This is a genomic window from Streptomyces nodosus (genome assembly GCF_008704995.1).
GTDB lineage: Bacteria > Actinomycetota > Actinomycetes > Streptomycetales > Streptomycetaceae > Streptomyces > Streptomyces nodosus.
The window spans coordinates 1,383,970-1,401,618 of the sequence record NZ_CP023747.1 but is presented as its reverse complement, the minus strand read 5'-3'; the positions used below and the strand labels follow the sequence as shown (position 1 = coordinate 1,401,618).

Below are 17,649 nucleotides of genomic sequence, written 5' to 3'. Positions count from 1 at the left end.
TCCAGGCTTTTCACAGGCGAGGAGAACCAGCAATGTCCACCACTGAGCAGCGGGTCGCCGTCGTCACCGGCGGTGCGCGCGGCATCGGCGCCGCGACCGCCGTACGACTGGCCGCCGAGGGCCGTGCCGTCGCGGTGATCGACCTCGACGAGGCCGCCTGCAAGGACACCGTCGGGAAGATCACTGAGGCCGGTGGCAGGGCCATCGCCGTCGGCTGCGACGTCTCGGACGAGGCACAGGTCGAGGCAGCCGTCGCCCGGGTCGCCGAGGAGCTGGGCGCCCCGACGATCCTCGTCAACAACGCGGGTGTGCTCCGTGACAACCTGCTGTTCAAGATGAGCGTCTCGGACTGGGACACCGTCATGAACGTGCATCTGCGCGGCGCCTTCCTGATGTCCCGCGCGGTGCAGAACCACATGGTGGACGCGGGCTTCGGCAGGATCGTCAACCTCTCGTCGTCCTCCGCGCTCGGCAACCGCGGCCAGGTGAACTACTCCGCGGCCAAGGCCGGCCTCCAGGGCTTCACCAAGACCCTGGCCAAGGAGCTCGGCAAGTTCGGCGTCACCGCCAACGCCGTCGCCCCGGGCTTCATCGCCACCGAGATGACCAAGGCCACCGCGGAACGGGTAGGCATGGGCTTCGAGGACTTCAAGGCCGCGGCCGCCACCCAGATCCCCGTGCAGCGCGTCGGCGAGCCCGACGACATCGCCAACGCGATCGCCTTCTTCACGGGCGACGCGGCCGGATTCGTCTCCGGCCAGGTGCTGTACGTCGCCGGCGGACCGCTCGACTAGGCAGGGGGACCTGGAACAGATGACTGCACCGACCGAACTCTCCGGCAGGGTCGCCCTCGTCACGGGCGCCAGCCGCGGCATCGGCTACGGCATAGCCGAGGCGTTCGTCGCCCGCGGCGACCGGGTCTGCATCACCGGACGCAACGAGGAGGCCCTCAAGGAGGCCGTCGAGAGACTGGGCGGCGACCGGGTCATCGGCGTCGCCGGCAAGGCCCATGACGAGACCCACCAGGCCGTCGCCGTGGAACGCACCATGGAGGCCTTCGGCCGCGTCGACTTCCTGGTCAACAACGCGGGCACCAACCCGGTGTTCGGCCCGATCGCCGACCTCGATCTGAATGTGGCGCGCAAGGTGTTCGAGACCAATGTCGTCTCGGCCCTCGGCTTCGCCCAGCAGACCTGGAAGGCATGGCAGGGCGACCACGGCGGCGCGATCGTCAACATCGCCTCGGTGGCGGGCGTTTCCGCCTCGCCGTTCATCGGCGCCTACGGCATCAGCAAGGCCGCCATGATCAATCTGACCCTGCAGCTCGCGCACGAGTTCGCGCCCGGGGTGCGGGTCAACGCGATCGCTCCGGCCGTCGTGAAGACCAGGTTCGCCCAGGCCCTGTACGAGGGACGGGAGGCGGAGGCCGCCGCGGCCTATCCCCTCGGCCGGCTCGGGGTTCCCTCCGACATCGGCGGCGCCGCCGCGTTCCTCACCTCGGACCAGTCCGACTGGATCACCGGCCAGACCCTTGTCGTCGACGGTGGGATCTTCCTGAACGCCGGGGTCGGATGAGCTGAGTCCCGGCACGGGCGCCGCGCCCGGATCCGACGGCGCCCGTGCCGGCGTACCCGCGCCACACGCACACCACGCACACCACGACACATACGAAGGTGACACGAACATCACGGCGTGAAGGCGTTGACAACGTTGTTCATCACGTGCTGATCAAGGACTCCTCGAACCCCTTCCGCTCGCCGGTTGCTGCGGTAGCGTCCGCGCCGACCCCAGATACGGCGGATCGAGGAGTGTGCGCGTGTTCAATCGGAACCGTTTCCTGCGTCGGCTGGCGGCGATCACATCGATATCCCTGGTGGCAGGCTGCAGCGCACTCTCCTCGGGGCCCTCGGACGAGGAGCCGATCCTCGTGGGCACCACCAGTGCTCCGAGCACGCTGGACCCGGCCGCCTCCTGGGACAACTCCTGGGAGCTGTTCCGTAACGTCTACCAGACCCTGCTCAACTACCCCGACGGCGCGGCCGAGCCGGGCCCCGACGCCGCGGAGAGCTGTGACTTCACGGATGAGAAGAACCTGGCGTACCGCTGTGTGCTGCGCAGGCACCTCACCTTCTCCGACGGGGACGCACTGGACGCCCGTGCGGTGAAGCACTCCTTCGACCGGATCAAACGGATCGATGTGCCCGGCGGCCCGGCCGGTCTGCTGGGCAGCCTGGACCGGGTCGAGACGAGGGGCACCCGCGAGGTCGTCTTCCACCTCAAAGAACCGGACGCCACCTTCCCGTTCGTCCTCGCCACCCCCGCGATGTCCATCGTCGATCCGGCCGAGTACCCGGCCGACCGGCTGCGCGAGGACGGCGAGGTCACCGGGTCCGGGCCCTACACGCTGGCGTCGTACGAGGAGGGCGACGAGGCCCGGCTCACCGGCAACGACACCTACCGGGGCTACGCCCAGCGGAAGAACGAGGCGGTCACCATCCGCTACTTCCAGGACTCCTCCTCCATGGTGGAGGCGCTCAGGAGCGGGAAGATCGATGTCACCTATCGCGGCCTCGGCGCCTCCGACATCGTCTCGCTCCAGGACCGCGCCTCCCGCGAGGGCCTCCAGCTCGTGGAGAACCCGGGGATCGAGATCAGCTATCTGGTGTTCAACCCGAAGGACCCCTGGGCCCGGAAGACCGTCGTCCGCAAGGCCGTGGCCCAGGTGGTGGACCGGGCCGCGATCGCCCACACCGTCTACAAGGACACCGTCCAACCGCTCTACTCCATGATCCCGGCGGGGCTGACCGGGCACACCACCGGGTTCTTCGACGACTACGGGGACCCCAGTGTCACCAAGGCCCACGAGATGCTCACCGGCGCAGGGATCACCGAGCCGGTGCCCCTGACCCTCTGGTACACCACCGACCGGTACGGTTCCGAGACCGCGCCGGAGTTCCGGGAGCTCAAGCGGCAGCTCGACGAGTCCGGCCTCTTCCGGGTGACCCTCAAGAGCCGCCCCTGGAAGCAGTATGTGGGGGGCTACCAGAAGGGCGAGTACCCGGTGTTCGGCCGCGGCTGGTTCCCCGACTTCCCGGACCCCGACAACTACATCGCGCCCTTCGTGGGCCGGCAGAACGCCCTCGGCACGCCCTATGAGGCGCCGGAGATCACCGATGTGCTGCTGCCGCGGTCCCGGCGGGCGAGCAACCGCGCCGACGTGATGAAGGAGTTCGAGGACGCCCAGCGGATCCTGGTGGACGAGGCCAGGCTGCTGCCCCTGTGGCAGGGCAAGCAGTACGTCGCGGCGAGCGAGGACATCTCCGGCGGGGAGCGGGCGCTGGACCCGTCGACGATCATGTTGCTGTGGGAGCTGTCCCGCAAGACGAGCTGGTAGCGGGCCCGGCCGGGGGCCGGTCCGGTGCCAGGAGCCCGTTGTCAGTGGCCGCCTGTAGGTTCTGAGGCCTGGAAGTGATCGTACGACGGAGGAAGTTGACGTGACCGACATCGCCATGCTGCCGGAGTCCTGGCGGGGCGTTCTGGGCGACGAACTGCAGCAGCCCTACTTCAAGGAGCTGACGGAGTTCGTCGAGGAGGAGCGTGCCAAGGGTCCTGTCTACCCTCCGCGTGAGGAGGTCTTCGCCGCCCTCGACGCCACGCCGTACGACCAGGTGAAGGTCCTTGTCCTCGGCCAGGACCCCTACCACGGCGAGGGCCAGGGACACGGTCTGTGCTTCTCCGTGCGGCCCGGGGTGAAGACCCCGCCCTCGCTGCGGAACATCTACAAGGAGATGAAGGAGGAGCTGGGCACGCCCGTCCCGGACAACGGCTATCTGATGCCCTGGGCGCAGCAGGGCGTGCTGCTGCTCAACGCGGTGCTGACGGTGCGGGCCGGCGAGGCGAACTCGCACAAGGGCAAGGGCTGGGAGAAGTTCACCGACGCGGTGATCCGCGCGGTCGCCGGCCGTCCGGACCCTGCGGTGTTCGTGCTGTGGGGCAACTACGCGCAGAAGAAGCTCCCGCTGATCGACGAGACACGGCATGTAGTCGTCAAGGGCGCGCACCCCTCGCCGCTGTCCGCGAAGAAGTTCTTCGGCTCGCGCCCGTTCACCCAGATCAACGAGGCGGTGGCGCGGCAGGGCCATGCCCCGATCGACTGGACCGTCCCGAACCTGGGCTGAGACCGGGGCCCGGGAGGGACATCCGGGACGGGATCAGGGGGCGGGGGCGCGTTCGGGCCCCCGCCCCGGCCGCGTCACCGGCTTGGCCCAGCGCCCGTACGGAGCCGCCTGATCGTGATTGTCGGCGCGGGCGGCTAGCGTCGTGACGACGGCCGAGGCACGGGAGGACGCGGTGGCGGAGCGACAGGAGCAGGCGGCGCCGGACGCCGTCATGACCCGGATCGGACAGGTCGTCATGCTGCACCACGGCGGCGACCGCGAGGAGGCCAGGGACCGCTTTCTGCGGCTGTGGTCGGAGATCGGTGAGGACGGCGACCCGCTGCACCGCTGCACCCTGGCCCACTACCTGGCGGACACCCATGACGATCCGGCGGACGAGCTCGCCTGGGACCTGAGAGCGCTGTCGGCCGCCGAGGAACTCACCGACGGGCGCCCCGCCGGCCAGGCGGGAAAGGTCGCGGTGCGCGCCTTCTACCCCTCACTGCATCTGAACCTGGCCGCCGACTACATGAAGCTCGGCCGCTCCGAGGCCGCCCGCACCCATCTGAGCAGGGCCCGTGGCGCGGCCGGTGTCCTCGCCGACGACCGTTACGGGGACGGTATCCGGGCGGCGATCGGCCGCCTGGAACGGCGGCTGGCGCAGGAGCGGTCCACGGACGGCTCCGCCGAGCCCGCTCCCCGGGACGGCCCGGGCGGGGACACCCTGGGCCCGCCGAGACAGCGGCTCCAGGGCCCTTCTGACGGATCTCCCTGACGCCACGGAGATCGGTCAGAAGGACCCTGGGGGCCGGGCCGCCCGGACCGCGACCCCGGGAGGACCCGGCGGGGGGGACTTCCCGTACGGGCCTCGGGCTCAACGCCCGTAGGTTCCGTCGCAGATGGCGGACTCGGGGCTGTCCGGCCGCCATTTTCCGTATCTGCGGCCGAGCGCGCACACGTCCGCATTCCTGGGGAGCGGACCGGAGACGGCCGGCGGCACCTGGGCCTGCTGACCGGAGCGGGGCCGATGCGGGTGCCGATGTGGGTGCGAGTGCCGGTGCTGAGGCGAGCGAGGGGACGCGGGCGCGGGCGGTGCGACGGGCGGGATCACTCTGTGCTCCGGCCGGGGCGCACGGTCCGGGGCGGTGCCGGACGGCGAGAGACCCGGAGCGGACGGAACCCTCCCCAGCGCCTCCCGTGCCGGCGCCTGCACGGGGCGCGGATCCACACTGCCGTCGGGGCGCCCCGCCCAGGGGGCCGAGGGCGCCGTGGGCGGCGGGGCGGGAGCCGGCGGTCGATGGACGGTCACACAGCCGGTGAGGGCCGAGGCGGCCATGGTGACCAGGAGCGTTGCGGTCGTCTTTCGGTGCACCCCTGCAACACTGCCGGGAGACGGCCCGCCGCAGGGAGCGGACAGGCGCAGGATGCCCCGCACGGGTGATGTCCGGCTCGTCAGGGGCCCGGGCCGGCGCCCGGGAGTCGTCAGTCCCCGGTGGCCCCGTCGAGCCGCTCACGCAGCAGATCGGCGTGCCCGTTGTGGCGGGCGTACTCCTCGATCATATGGGTGTAGATCCAGCGCAGATTGAAGGGTTCCTCGGTGGACCTGCTCGAACCCTTGGAGAGGTCGTCAAGACCGAAGCCGGCGGCCTGCCGCCGGGCGGTCTCGATCTCGGCCTGCCAGGTGGCGTACGCCTCCTCCCAGGTGTCGGCGTCGGTGACATGGAAATCACCGTCGCGGTCCTTGTCGCTGGAGTAGATCGGTCCCGGGTCCTCGCCGACGAGGACCGCACGGAACCAGCCCCGCTCCACCTCCGCCATATGGCGGACGAGCCCCATCAGGGAGAGTCCGGACGGTTCGACGGCGGCCGTCCGCAGTTGTGCGTCGGTGAGACCCTCGCACTTCCAGGCGAGGGTGCGGCGGTGATAGTCGAGCCAGCCCTCCAGCATGGCTCGTTCGCCGGCGGTCTGGGCGGGTTCAAGGCGCTCCACAGTCATGGGCGCCATCGTGACCCACGTGCGTGGACCGTCACCACACCTTTTCCGCGGCCGGCGGCTCCAGCGGCTCCACAGGTGACCACCGGTGGAGCCCCCGGTCGGCGGAAGCCGCCGACGGGTGGAGCCGTATGCTTCCGACGACACACCCGCCCGTGATTTCCAGGAGACGCCCCGTGAAGGTCGGTTGCATCGGACTCGGCGACATCGCGCAGAAGGCCTATCTGCCGGTGCTCGGGCTGCAGCCGGGGCTCGAACTGCACCTCCAGACGCGCACCCCCGCGACGCTCCACCGGGTCGCCAACGGCCTGCACCTTCCGCGGGAGCAGCGGCACCTGGACCTGGACGCGCTGCTCGCCCAGGACCTGGACGCGGCGTTCGTGCATGCGCCCACCGCCGCGCACCCCGAGATCGTGGCGCGTTTGCTGGAGGCGGGCGTACCGACGTATGTCGACAAGCCTCTCGCCTACGAACTGGCCGACTCCGAACGGCTGGTGCGGCTCGCCGAGGAGCGTGAGGTCTCGCTGGCGGTCGGCTTCAACCGGCGTTTCGCACCCGGCTACGCGCAGTGCGCCGACCACCCCCGCGCGCTGATCCTGATGCAGAAGAACCGCGTCGGACTGCCCGAGGAACCGCGCACGATGATCCTCGACGACTTCATCCATGTCGTCGACACCCTGCGGTTCCTGGTCCCCGGGCCGGTCGACGAGGTGACGGTGCACGGCCGGGTGCGGGACGGGCTGCTGCACCATGTGGTGCTTCAGCTGGCCGGTGACGGGTTCACCGCGCTCGGCGTGATGAACCGGCTGAGCGGTTCGACGGAGGAGATCCTCGAGGTGTCCGGGCAGGACACCAAGCGGCAGGTGCTCAACCTCGCCGAGGTGATCGACCACAAGGGTCAGCCGACCGTGCGGCGGCGCGGGGACTGGGTGCCGGTGGCCCGGCAGCGGGGTATCGAGCAGGCCGCGACGGCCTTTCTCGACGCGGTCCGTGCGGGCACGGTGCTCAGCGCCCGTGACGCGCTGGCGACTCATGAGCTGTGTGAGCGGGTGGTGGCTGAGGTGCAGAGCCGCCCCGTCGCGCTCTGAGGGCGCCGAACCCCTCGGCCGCGCACATCCCGGCCAGGATCAGCAGGGCGCCGTGCACCGGCCAGTCGCCGTGCCGGACGTACGGCGTGCTGCCGCGGGCGAGCGGGACCTCGTACACCACGGAGGCGCTCCTGCCGGTGCCGAGCCAGGAGCCGACGCGCTCTCCGTCGGGGCCGTAGACCGCGGAGACCCCGGTCAGCGTGGCGTGCACCATCGGGCGGCCGGTCTCCGCGGCGCGCAGCGCGGCCAGTGAGGCGTGCTGTTCCGGCGCCCAGCTCTGCTGGAACGTCGCGGTCGACGACTGGGCGAGCAGCACCTCGGCGCCGTCCCGGGCCAGATGGCGGCTCATGTCCGGGAACGCGGACTCGAAGCAGATCATCGGGCCGACCCGCAGTCCGTGGCCGACGTCCATGACCACCTGTTCGGTGCCGCGCCTGCGGTCCTCCCCGGCCGCCCTGCCGACCGAGGTGGCCCAGCCGAGTACGGACCGCGCCGGTATGTACTCGCCGAACGGGACGAGCCGCATCTTGTCGTAGCGGTCGCCGGTGGGGCCGTTCGGGCCGACCAGCACGGAGCTCTTGTATATGCCGGGACGGTCGGCGCGACGGGCGTCGACATTGACCAGGATGTCGGCCTTCACCAGGCGGGACAGCGCCGCGATCCGGTCGGCCAGATCGGGCCGTCGCGCCAGGTCGAAGCCGATGCTGCTCTCGCCCCAGACGACCAGATCCATGTGCTGCCCGGCGAGTGCGCGGGTCAGCTGTTCCTCACGGTCGAAGCGCCGGGCACCGCTGTCGGGGCCGCCGATCACCCCTGGCTGGACGACCGCGATCCGCACCCGCCCGTCCGGAACCGGGCGCGGTGACCAGGCCCAGGCCGCCGAGGTCACGGCGGCCGTGGCGAGGAGCCCGGCCAGCGCCGGGATCCGGGACTCGCGGACCGCCACCAGTACGGCGAGGGCGACATTGACCGCCACCACCAGGAAGCTCAGCAGCCATACCCCGCCGACCGAGGCGAGCCGCAGCGCGGGAGCCACCTGCCACTGGCTCGATCCGAGCAGCCCCCAGGGGCCGCCGAGCCCCTGCCAGGAGCGCACCAGTTCCACCATCAGCCAGCCGGACGGCAGTACGAGGAGAGCGGCGCAGACCCGTCCCACCGTGGGTCTCCCGGCCAGAAAACGGCGTACGAGCAGGCCCCAGGGCGCCCACAGCGCTCCCAGCAGTGCCCCTATGACGAAGGTGAACACATGCAGGTTCGGGATCAGCCAGTGGTGGACGGCCACCATGAAGCCGAAACCGCCGAGCCAGCCGTCGTACGCGGCCCGCCTTCCGGTCGGCGCGGACCGGGCGAGCAGGATCCAGGGCACCAGACAGACATAGGCGAACCACCACCACGACGGCGCGGGGAAGGCGAGCACGGGCAGGGCGCCCGCGAGCACGGCGGCGGCGCCGCGCTTCCAGCGGGAGGTGAGCCAGTCTCCCGACAACCTCATGCGACGCCTCCCTCACCGGTGCATGCCTCCAGTGTGCGCGCCGTCGAGGATCTTGGACAGGGCGGTTTGGGAGACGGGTGGGAGAAGGGGGCGGCTCAGGCCGTGCCCGGCTTCCCGTCCACGAGGGCGGAAGCGCCGGCCCGATTCCGGCGGGCCGGTGTTCCGTGTGTTCCGTGTGTTCCGGGAGGGCCCGTCACCAGTCGTGATGCCCGATCACCCGGAAGCTGCCCACGACGCCGTCGTTCAGGAACAGACCGCCTGACCGGAGGCGACTGAGCAGGTCGGAACCGCCGTCACCGTTGTCGCTGGTGCTGGGCGCGACCCCGTAGGTGGCGCCGTACGGGCCGACCGTGGCGATCGGAGCGCCGTTGTCGCAGGTGAACCCGCGGTACACCTCCACCCATTGCTTGGTGTCGTTGTAGATGCTGAAGCTGGTGGAGCCCAGCCCGCTGGCCACGCTGACGCAGCCCCGGATGAAGCCGGAGTAGGTCCGGTCGTTGAACTGGATCGACCCGCCGTCGTCCCTGCGGTCGAAGCCGCGGTAGCCTCCGCCTCCGTAGCCGAAGGAGCCGCCACCCCCGTAGCCCCCGCCGCCGCCTCCGTAGCCACGGTCCTCACCCTGGCCGCGTCCCCCTTGGTTCCGGTCCTCGTCACTCCTTTCGTTGCCGTTGCCGTTGCCGTTCCCGTTCGCCGTGCCGTTCGTGTTTCCGTTCGCGTTCCCGTTGCCGTTCGTCTTCTCGTTCCCGTTCGCGTTCGCGGTGGCGCCGGCAAGGGGAGCCAGGGACGGGGCGGCCGGCGTCTGGACGGGCGGGACCACCCGCTTGGCGAGCGGGGCGGCCGGGGTGACTCTCCCGGGTGTCGCATAGGTGATGCCGGTGGTGGTCAGGACTGCCGCGCCCACTGCGGCGGCGGTCATGGCGAAAGTTCGCGTGCGCATGTCAGTTCTTTCCGTCTCGGGGACGCCGACCGGACAGCCGACCTGCGTTGAACGTAATGAGCGCCCCTATTGCTGTCATGCCGGATATGTCCACGGTGTGACGTCGAAGGGCTGGACGGGTGCAAAGGTGCTTCGCGCGGCATAACGGGGGGCGGTCCTGGCGGCGCGTCAGGATCGCCCGGACGGAAGCGAGGAGCGGTGCCCCTCCAGGGGGCCGGGCGAGCGACAGCCGTGCGGCCCCGGGCGGCCTCAGCGGGCGGCGGCCGCGATCCCCTCGGGGCGCGCCGGCCGGGCCGAGGAGACGGCGGCCGCCCACTCCACGACCAACAGCTCGTACTCCGTACGCTCCTGGGCTGTCAGGTAGCCGCCCGTGCGCAGCCACAGTGCGCGAATTTGTTCGTTCACATCGTCGGCGGACCGTGCGGAACCAGGGCGCGAGGGATCGGGGGACATGCCCACCAGCCTAGGGGCAAGGTCTGACGGTGCGCTACCGAGCGGCTACGCGTGCCGTATGTGGTTGGTCACGATCGTTTCTGTGCAAGGGAGTTGGGGGCAATGCCGGGGCCGTGTACAGGGGCCCTCGCCAAGTCCGCCGTCAGCCCGCCGACTCGGCCGCATGCGGGCTGAGTACGCCGGCCGCGACCAGCGCGATGATGACGATGCCGAGCGCGATCCGGTACCAGACGAACGGCATGAAACTCTTGCTGGAGATGAACTTCATGAACCATGCGATGACCACGTAACCCGACACGAACGCGATCACCGTCGCGAACAGGGTGGGTCCCCAGTACACATGCCCCGACTCCGCGGCGTCCTTGAGTTCGAACACGCCCGAGGCGAGCACCGCGGGGATGGCGAGCAGGAAGGAGTAACGGGCGGCCGACTCGCGCCGGTAGCCGAGGAAGAGACCGCCGCTGATGGTGGCCCCGGAGCGGGACACGCCAGGTATCAGGGCCATCGCCTGGCAGATGCCGAAGACCAGGCCGTCCTTGATGTTCAGGTCCTGGAGGTCCTTGCGCTGCTTGGCCACCCGATGCCGGCCGCCCGACTCGTCCCGTGCCGCGAGCCGGTCCGCCACGCCGAGGATCACGCCCATCACGATCAGCATCGTCGCCGTGACCCGCAGATCGCGGAAGGGTCCCTCGATCTGGTCCTTCAGGGTCACACCGAGGACGCCGATGGGTATGGAGCCCACGATCACCAGCCAGCCCATCCGGGCGTCGTGGTCGTGCCGCATGTTCTTGTCGAACAGGGAGCGGAACCAGGCCGAGATGATGTTCGCGATGTCCTTGCGGAAGTAGATCAGGACCGCGGCCTCCGTGCCGATCTGGGTGATCGCGGTGAAGGCCGCCCCCGGGTCCTGCCAGCTCGCGAATGCCGCGGTCAGCCGCAGATGGGCGCTGGAGGAGACGGGGAGGAATTCGGTCAGCCCCTGGACGAGTCCGAGGATGAGGGATTCAAGCCAAGACATGGAGTGAGAGATCCAAGCGCTGATCGTGGGAACGGCGACGGGCACACCGGGGCGTCGGCTGCCGTGACACAGCCGACGATCAGGGTGTTTCGGGGCGCAGCGTAGCGTCCCAAGGTGTCGGGATGGTTGCCGGGGATTTACCGTTCCTTGGGGCGTTCAGGGGGATCCGTTCACTCCGGGCCGGAGACCGTCCAGCCCGGCGTCCGGGGGTGCGCCGTCAGGTCCTGGTGCCGGGCCTCCTCGCCGCAGCCGGCGCAGGTGACGACCGGGACGAACTCCTCGCCGCAGCTGTGCTCGATCGCCATGGGGCGGTCGTCCTGCTGTCGCAGATGGCGGTCGCCCCATGCCTTGAGGGTCATCAGAACCGGCTCCAGCTCCAGGCCCGCCGCCGTGGCCCGGTACTCGAAGCGCTGCGGGCGCTCGCTGTACATCCGCTTGGTCAGGACGCCCGCGTCCACCAGGCGCCTCAGTCGTGCGGCCAGGATGTCGCGCGGGGCGCCGATATTGCGGACCAGCCGGTCGAAGCGTCCGTTGCCGAGGAACACCTCGCGCAGGACCAGCAGGGAGTACTTCTCGCCGACGACGGCCAGGGTGTCGGCGATCGAACAGGGTCGCGGGTCTTTGGGGGCGGCCATGGGCCCAGTCTAGGAGTGGGTTTGTTTTTCAAACTCACGGCGTTATGGTGGGTCCGGATTTCCTACTCACTGGTAATCGTCGAACCGTCGATCCGCTGAAACGTCGAAATCGCTGAATCGCCGAACCCCTGAATCGCGAACCGCTGAACCGGCACCCGCCGGGCAAGGAGGCCCCGCCATGCGTGACGCCGTGATCGTCGAAGCCGTACGCACCCCGGTGGGCAAGGGCAAGCCGAACGGCGCCCTCGCCCAGGTCCACCCCGTGGAACTCCTCGCGCACACCTTGCGCACCCTCGTCGAGCGCTCCGGCGTCGACCCGGCGCTCATCGACGACGTCATCGGCGGCACCGTCGACCAGGTCGGCGAACAGGCGATGAACACCACCCGGTACGCCGTCCTGTCCGCGGGCTTCCCGGAGACGGTGCCCGCGACCACCGTGGACCGGCAGTGCGGTTCCTCCCAGCAGGCCGTGCACTTCGCCGCGCAGGGAGTGCTCTCGGGTGCGTACGACATCGTGGTGGCCTGTGGCGTGGAGTCCATGAGCCGGGTGCCGATGTGGTCGAACGTGCCCCCGGGTAAGGACCCCTTCGGCCCCGGCGTGGCCGAGCGCTACCCGGAGGGTCTGGTGCCGCAGGGCATCAGCGCCGAGCTGATCGCCGCGAAGTGGTCCCTCACCCGTGAGCGGATGGACGCCTTCGCGGTGTCCTCGCATCACAAGGCGGCCGCCGCCTGGGAGGCCGGACTGTTCGACGCGGAGACCGCGCCCCTTCAGGACCTGGGGCGCGACGAGTGCATCCGGCCGGGCAGCACCGTGGAGATCCTCGCCGGGCTCAAGCCCGCCTACTACGACCCGGGATTCGCCGAGCGGTTCCCGGGGATCGAGTGGAACGTCACCGCGGGCAACGCGAGCCCGGTCAACGACGGTGCGTCGGCCGTGCTGATCATGTCGGGCGAGACGGCGGCCCGCCTCGGCCTGCGTCCGCTCGCCCGGCTGCACAGCTTCGCCGTCACCGGCTCCGACCCGCTGCTGATGCTGACCGGTGTCGTGCCCGCCACCGAAAAGGTGCTGCGCAGGGCGGGGCTGACCCTCGACGACATCGACCTCTTCGAGGTGAACGAGGCCTTCGCCGCCGTGGTGCTGGCCTGGCAGCAGGAGACGGGTGCCGACCCCGCGAAGGTCAACGTCCACGGCGGGGCCATCGCGATCGGCCATCCGCTGGGTGCGAGCGGGACCCGTCTGACCACCACCCTGGTGCACGCCCTGCGCGCCCGGGGAGCGCGGTACGGCCTGCAGACGATGTGTGAGGCGGGCGGCCTCGCCAATGCGATGATCCTCGAGGCGGTCTGACCGCTCAACGGGCGCTCAGGTGGTGGCGCTTGCGCCAGGCCATCACCGAGCCGACCACCGCGGGCACCGTGATGAGGGCCATCGCGATCAGAAAGGCCGGCGAGGTCGGCCGGGAGGCGCGGGCGCCGGCGACGACATAGGCGGCCGTGTTCGGGATCGAGCCGAGCGCCGTCGCGATCAGGTAGGGCGCCCAGCGCATCCGGGAGACGGCCGCGCAGTAGTTGGCCGCCCAGAACGGCACTCCCGGGAACAACCGGGCCGCCATCATCGAGCGGAAACCATGGCGGCTGAGCTGACCGTCCGCCGCCCTCAGCCAGCGGCCCCGCAGCAGCGGGCGCAGCGCGTCCTGGCCGAGCACCCGGCCGAGTCCGAAGGCGAGCCCGGCGCCGAGCACCGTTCCGGCGAGCGCCGCGCCGGTGCCCAGCTGAGAGCCGAACAGCGCGCCCGCCGCCAGGTTGAGCAGCGGGCGCGGCACGAACGCGACCGTGCACAGCCCGTACGCCAGCCCGAAGACGACCGCCGCGGCGGCGCCCCCGAGCCGCGGCGGCCAGCCCTCGGTCAGCAGCCGCTGCGGCTCGAAAAGCAGCACACAGGACGCCGCCCCGGCGAGCAGCACCACCAGCAGGGCCAGCCGCGCCCAGGGCGAGAGCAGCACCCTGGTGCAGCGGGCGGGGAGGCCGAGCGGTACGGCCGTGGCAGTGGGTGACGGGGCGGTGAACTCCGTGACGACCGGGGGCGGTTCCGTGGCGGTGCCCCCGGAGCGGGTGGTGGCGTCAAGCACAGGACCCCCTGGACAACACCGATTCGGCAGCATGATAGTCGGTGCCTCGGGGGTGGAGCCCGCACGCGCGGTCCCGCCATGGCCCCCTTCTCCGTACCGGATCGTACGTGCCGTCGGGGCCACGACCTGCGCGCCGGGGTGCGACGCGCGCCGCCGCCGGGGTTCCCGCTGACTGCCCGCGCCTGAAAAACCGTTCGACGCCGGCCGGTTCCTCGGCGAGGATCTACGGCATGTTCCGGTACGCCTTCCTTCTCGTAGCATCCGCCGCCGCGGATGCGCCGAAGGCTGCCGTGCCCGTCCTCGTGGCCGCAGTCGACGGCGCCCGAAGCTGACCCTTCCCGGATCATCCGGCGGACCCCGCAGGGGGAGGGTCGGCGAACTCCTCGGGGTCCCTGTCCCGGCCGGAAGTCCCGCTCCCGGGGCCGTCACTCAGCACCACCGAAGAGGCTACGAGGTACAGCCATGCCCAAGACGGCATATGTGCGCACCAAACCGCACCTGAACATCGGCACCATGGGCCACGTCGACCATGGCAAGACCACCCTGACCGCCGCCATCACCAAGGTCCTCGCCGGGCGCGGCACCGGCACCTTCGTCCCGTTCGACCGGATCGACCGGGCCCCGGAGGAGGCCGCACGCGGTATCACCATCAACATCGCGCACGTCGAGTACGAGACCGACACCCGGCACTACGCGCATGTGGACATGCCGGGTCACGCCGACTACGTCAAGAACATGGTCACCGGCGCCGCGCAACTCGACGGGGCGATCCTGGTCGTCTCCGCGCTCGACGGGATCATGCCGCAGACCGCCGAACATGTGCTGCTCGCCCGGCAGGTGGGGGTGGACCACATCGTCGTCGCGCTGAACAAGGCCGACGCGGGCGACGAGGAACTCACCGACCTGGTCGAGCTGGAGGTCCGCGAGCTGCTGTCCGCCCAGGGCTATCCCGGGGACTCCGTACCGGTGGTACGCGTCTCCGGGCTCAAGGCCCTGGAGGGCGACCCCCGTTGGACGGCCTCGATCGAGGCGCTGCTGGACGCGGTGGACACCTATGTGCCGCTGCCCGAGCGGTATCTGGACGCCCCGTTCCTGCTCCCGGTGGAGAACGTGCTCACCATCACCGGCCGCGGCACGGTCGTCACGGGCGCCGTCGAGCGCGGCACGGTCCGGGTGGGCGACCGGGTCGAGGTGCTCGGCGCCGGACTGGAGAGCGTGGTCACCGGTCTGGAGACCTTCGGCAAGCCCATGACGGAGGCGCAGGCCGGCGACAATGTGGCGCTGCTGCTGCGCGGGGTGGCGCGTGACGCGGTGCGCCGCGGGCATGTCGTCGCGGCACCCGGCAGTGTCACGCCCAGCCGCCGGTTCTCGGCGCGGGTCTATGTCCTGTCGGCGGGCGAGGGCGGCCGTACGACGCCGGTGGCCACCGGCTACCGGCCCCAGTTCTACATCAGGACCGCGGATGTGGTCGGCGACGTCGACCTGGGCGAGACCGCCGTGGCCCGGCCCGGCGACACGGTCGGGATGACCGTGGAACTGGGCCGGGAGGTCCCGCTGGAGCCCGGCCTCGGCTTCGCGATCCGCGAGGGCGGCCGGACGGTCGGCGCGGGCACGGTGACCTCCGTGGGCTGACGGGCCCCGGCCGGCGCCGCTGAGGGCGCAGGGGCGCGTGCGGACCCGATCCGCCCGCCGCCCCTGCGTTCCCGCGGGGGCGGCGGGCGGCGGGCGGCGGGCGGCGGGGCGGTGTACCGGCACAATGGGAGGGTGAGTGAGCCCATACCCGTCAGCCGGACCGTCGATCACGGCACCGCCAAGTTGATGCCCGATGTGGACCGGGAGCGGGCCTGGCTGCTGACGGTCGACGGGGCGCCGCAGTCGTATGTCGATCTGGACGCGCCGACGCATCTGGAGTTCGAGTACGCGCGCCGGCTGGGCCATGTCCTGGACACCGCGGCGGAGCCGGGACGCCCCCTGGACGTGCTGCACCTCGGCGGGGGCGCACTCACCCTGCCGCGCTACGCCGCCGCGACCCGGCCCGGCTCACGGCAGGACGTGGTCGAGGCCGACCGGGGCCTGCTGGACCTGGTCGTGGACCAGCTGCCGCTGCCCGCCGACGCCGATATCACCCTGCACCCGGCGGACGCGCGGGCCTGGCTGGAGGCCGCTCCGCCGGACTCCGCCGATGTCGTGATCGCGGACGTCTTCGGCGGCTCACGGGTCCCCGCCCATCTCACGACGGTGACCTACGCCCGGGCGGCCGAGCGGGTGCTGCGTGCGGACGGCGTCTATCTGGCGAACCTCGCCGACGCCGCGCCCTTCGCCTTTCTGCGCTCCCAACTCGCCACGTTCGCCACCGCGTTCGAGGAGCTGGTGCTGGTCGCCGAGCCGGGTGTGCTGCGCGGCCGCCGGTTCGGCAACGCCCTGCTGATCGCCTCACACCGGCCCTTCGACATCGCCGCCCTCGCCCGCCGCACCGCAGCGGACGTGTTCCCGGCCCGGGTCGAACACGGCCCGGCACTCCGGGACTTCCTGGGCGACGCCCGGCCCGTGGACGACGAGAACGCGGTCCCCTCGCCCGAACCGCCCGACGGGGCGTTCACCATCGGCTGACCGGAGCTGAGGTGCCGGGGGCAGCCCGGATACGGAGGCACCCCCGGCCCGAACGGTGCGCGCCGGGTCAGGTCCGCGTCGGCGCGCCGTGCAGTCGTACCGTGCTCAGGATCTTCATGATCGTCGCATCGGGCACCTCGTCCTTCACCCCGGTGGCGCCGTAGAAGCTCCATGCGACGAAGTCGTCCTTGGAGTTCTTGAAGCCGAAGGTGACGGCCTTGCCGTCGGAGGCGCACTTCCCCTTCTGGGGTGTGTTCTTGGAGCGGGCCCAGGCGATGCTGCCCTCGATGCCGGAGGCGGTCGTGTACGGCTGCGCCTTCTTGTCGAGGTTCACGCTCTTCTTGTCGGGCTGGGTGTAGCCGCCGTACACCCACCAGGCCACCTGGTTGCGGGCGACCTCATCGGTGTCCTTGGCCCCGTCCGCACCCTTGGTCCCGGCCGCGGCCAGCGCGGTGTCGTGCGTCTGCCCGTCCTTGCTGTCGTCGGACGTGCACCAGCTCTCCTTGAGTATCGCGGGCGCGGACATGGTGATCAGGGGCTTGTCGCCGTCCTTGGGATCGGTGGGCTCGAAGCCGATCAGCAGGTCCGGCGCCTTGACCTGCCAGTCCGGCGGGACATCGAAGGCCGTGCCCCACTTGGGGTTGACGACGACCTTCCAGCCGGGAACGGTCGGCTTCTCGTCCTCGCCGTCACGGGGGTTCTCGGAGGGGGAGGCGGGGGCGGAGACGGCCGGGGAGGCGGCGGCCGACGGCTTGGCGTCCTCGGCGTCGTCCTTCTTGTCGCCGCCGAGGACCAGAAATCCGGTGACACCGCCGGCCACCACCACGGCGAGGGCAGCCCCGATCGCGATGAACCTGGTGCGGAAGCCGCCCGGGGGGCCGGGCGGCTTCGGTCCTTGCACGGCTGTGGGCGGGCCCCACTGCGGCTGCCCCGGCTGCTGATAGGGATTCGGCTGCTGATAGCCCGGCTGCTGGTACGGGTTCGGCTGCTGGTACCCCGGCTGCTGGTAGGGGTTCTGGTGCTGCGGGTTCTGCTCGCCCCCGGGCGGCTGCTCTCCTGGCCACATGGCCAGCAACCCTAGTGCCGACTGTGACACATTTTGGTCACCGCCGGTCGTCAGACCCGTACCGGAGAAGGG

17 protein-coding genes are annotated in these 17,649 nt (G+C 70.9%); 9 read left to right on the top strand and 8 right to left on the bottom strand.

What is annotated here, in order from left to right; genetic code table 11:
* Positions 1–32 precede the first annotated feature (32 nt).
* The 5 genes from fabG to CP978_RS06315 all read left to right on the top strand — a co-directional run bounded on the left by fabG (position 33) and on the right by CP978_RS06315 (position 4,932).
* Complete coding sequence (gene fabG, locus CP978_RS06335) at positions 33–794, top strand: 3-oxoacyl-ACP reductase FabG (protein ID WP_043438315.1); 762 nt, start codon at positions 33–35, stop codon at positions 792–794.
* Between the two features lie 19 nt (positions 795–813).
* Complete coding sequence (locus CP978_RS06330) at positions 814–1,575, top strand: SDR family oxidoreductase (protein ID WP_043438313.1); 762 nt, start codon at positions 814–816, stop codon at positions 1,573–1,575.
* A gap of 241 nt (positions 1,576–1,816) precedes the next feature.
* A complete protein-coding gene (locus CP978_RS06325; protein WP_043438311.1) occupies positions 1,817–3,394 on the top strand; it encodes an ABC transporter substrate-binding protein in 1,578 nt (525 codons plus the stop codon).
* 100 nt (positions 3,395–3,494) lie between these two features.
* A complete protein-coding gene (gene ung, locus CP978_RS06320) occupies positions 3,495–4,178 on the top strand; it encodes a uracil-DNA glycosylase (protein ID WP_043438309.1) in 684 nt (227 codons plus the stop codon).
* A 172-nt stretch (positions 4,179–4,350) separates the two neighbouring features.
* Entirely contained in the window at positions 4,351–4,932 is a 582-nt protein-coding gene (locus tag CP978_RS06315; RefSeq protein ID WP_043448238.1) for a tetratricopeptide repeat protein, read from the top strand.
* Positions 4,933–5,639: 707 nt separating this feature from the next.
* Here the strand turns inward: CP978_RS06315 and CP978_RS06305 are convergent.
* Entirely contained in the window at positions 5,640–6,152 is a 513-nt protein-coding gene (locus CP978_RS06305) for a DinB family protein (RefSeq protein WP_043438306.1), read from the bottom strand.
* 173 nt (positions 6,153–6,325) lie between these two features.
* On the opposite strand from CP978_RS06305, the gene CP978_RS06300 reads away from it, so the two are divergent.
* Positions 6,326–7,237: a Gfo/Idh/MocA family protein gene (locus CP978_RS06300; protein ID WP_043438303.1), complete on the top strand. Its 912-nt coding sequence runs from the start codon at positions 6,326–6,328 to the stop codon at positions 7,235–7,237.
* Here CP978_RS06300 and lnt read toward each other — a convergent pair.
* The 5 genes from lnt to CP978_RS06275 all read right to left on the bottom strand — a co-directional run bounded on the left by lnt (position 7,155) and on the right by CP978_RS06275 (position 11,772).
* Entirely contained in the window at positions 7,155–8,729 is a 1,575-nt protein-coding gene (gene lnt, locus CP978_RS06295; RefSeq protein ID WP_043438301.1) for an apolipoprotein N-acyltransferase, read from the bottom strand. The two genes, CP978_RS06300 and lnt, sit on opposite strands and share 83 nt — an antisense overlap.
* 193 nt (positions 8,730–8,922) lie before the next feature.
* Complete coding sequence (locus CP978_RS06290; protein WP_144401436.1) at positions 8,923–9,666, bottom strand: hypothetical protein; 744 nt, start codon at positions 9,664–9,666, stop codon at positions 8,923–8,925.
* A 249-nt stretch (positions 9,667–9,915) separates the two neighbouring features.
* A complete protein-coding gene (locus tag CP978_RS06285; RefSeq protein WP_043438297.1) occupies positions 9,916–10,119 on the bottom strand; it encodes a hypothetical protein in 204 nt (67 codons plus the stop codon).
* 142 nt (positions 10,120–10,261) lie between these two features.
* Positions 10,262–11,137, bottom strand: a complete 876-nt coding sequence (locus CP978_RS06280; RefSeq protein ID WP_043438294.1) for an undecaprenyl-diphosphate phosphatase — start codon at positions 11,135–11,137, stop codon at positions 10,262–10,264.
* Positions 11,138–11,307: 170 nt separating this feature from the next.
* Entirely contained in the window at positions 11,308–11,772 is a 465-nt protein-coding gene (locus tag CP978_RS06275) for a winged helix-turn-helix transcriptional regulator (RefSeq protein WP_043438292.1), read from the bottom strand.
* 178 nt (positions 11,773–11,950) lie between these two features.
* Between CP978_RS06275 and CP978_RS06270 the strand changes: the two genes are divergently transcribed.
* Positions 11,951–13,120, top strand: coding sequence for a thiolase family protein (locus CP978_RS06270; RefSeq protein WP_043438290.1), 1,170 nt, complete (start codon positions 11,951–11,953; stop codon positions 13,118–13,120).
* 4 nt (positions 13,121–13,124) lie between these two features.
* Here CP978_RS06270 and CP978_RS06265 read toward each other — a convergent pair whose 3' ends face one another.
* The gene (locus CP978_RS06265) at positions 13,125–13,901 is read right to left on the bottom strand and encodes a TVP38/TMEM64 family protein (protein ID WP_150478152.1); all 777 of its coding nucleotides are present in this window, start codon (positions 13,899–13,901) and stop codon (positions 13,125–13,127) included.
* A gap of 462 nt (positions 13,902–14,363) precedes the next feature.
* Here CP978_RS06265 and tuf point away from each other — a divergent pair, with 462 nt between their 5' ends.
* Entirely contained in the window at positions 14,364–15,533 is a 1,170-nt protein-coding gene (gene tuf / locus CP978_RS06260; RefSeq protein WP_043438288.1) for an elongation factor Tu, read from the top strand.
* Between the two features lie 132 nt (positions 15,534–15,665).
* Positions 15,666–16,511, top strand: coding sequence for a spermidine synthase (locus CP978_RS06255; protein WP_043438286.1), 846 nt, complete (start codon positions 15,666–15,668; stop codon positions 16,509–16,511).
* 67 nt (positions 16,512–16,578) lie between these two features.
* Here the strand turns inward: CP978_RS06255 and CP978_RS06250 are convergent, their stop codons facing one another.
* Complete coding sequence (locus CP978_RS06250) at positions 16,579–17,577, bottom strand: DUF8017 domain-containing protein (protein WP_043438283.1); 999 nt, start codon at positions 17,575–17,577, stop codon at positions 16,579–16,581.
* Between the last annotated feature and the right edge of the window lie 72 nt (positions 17,578–17,649).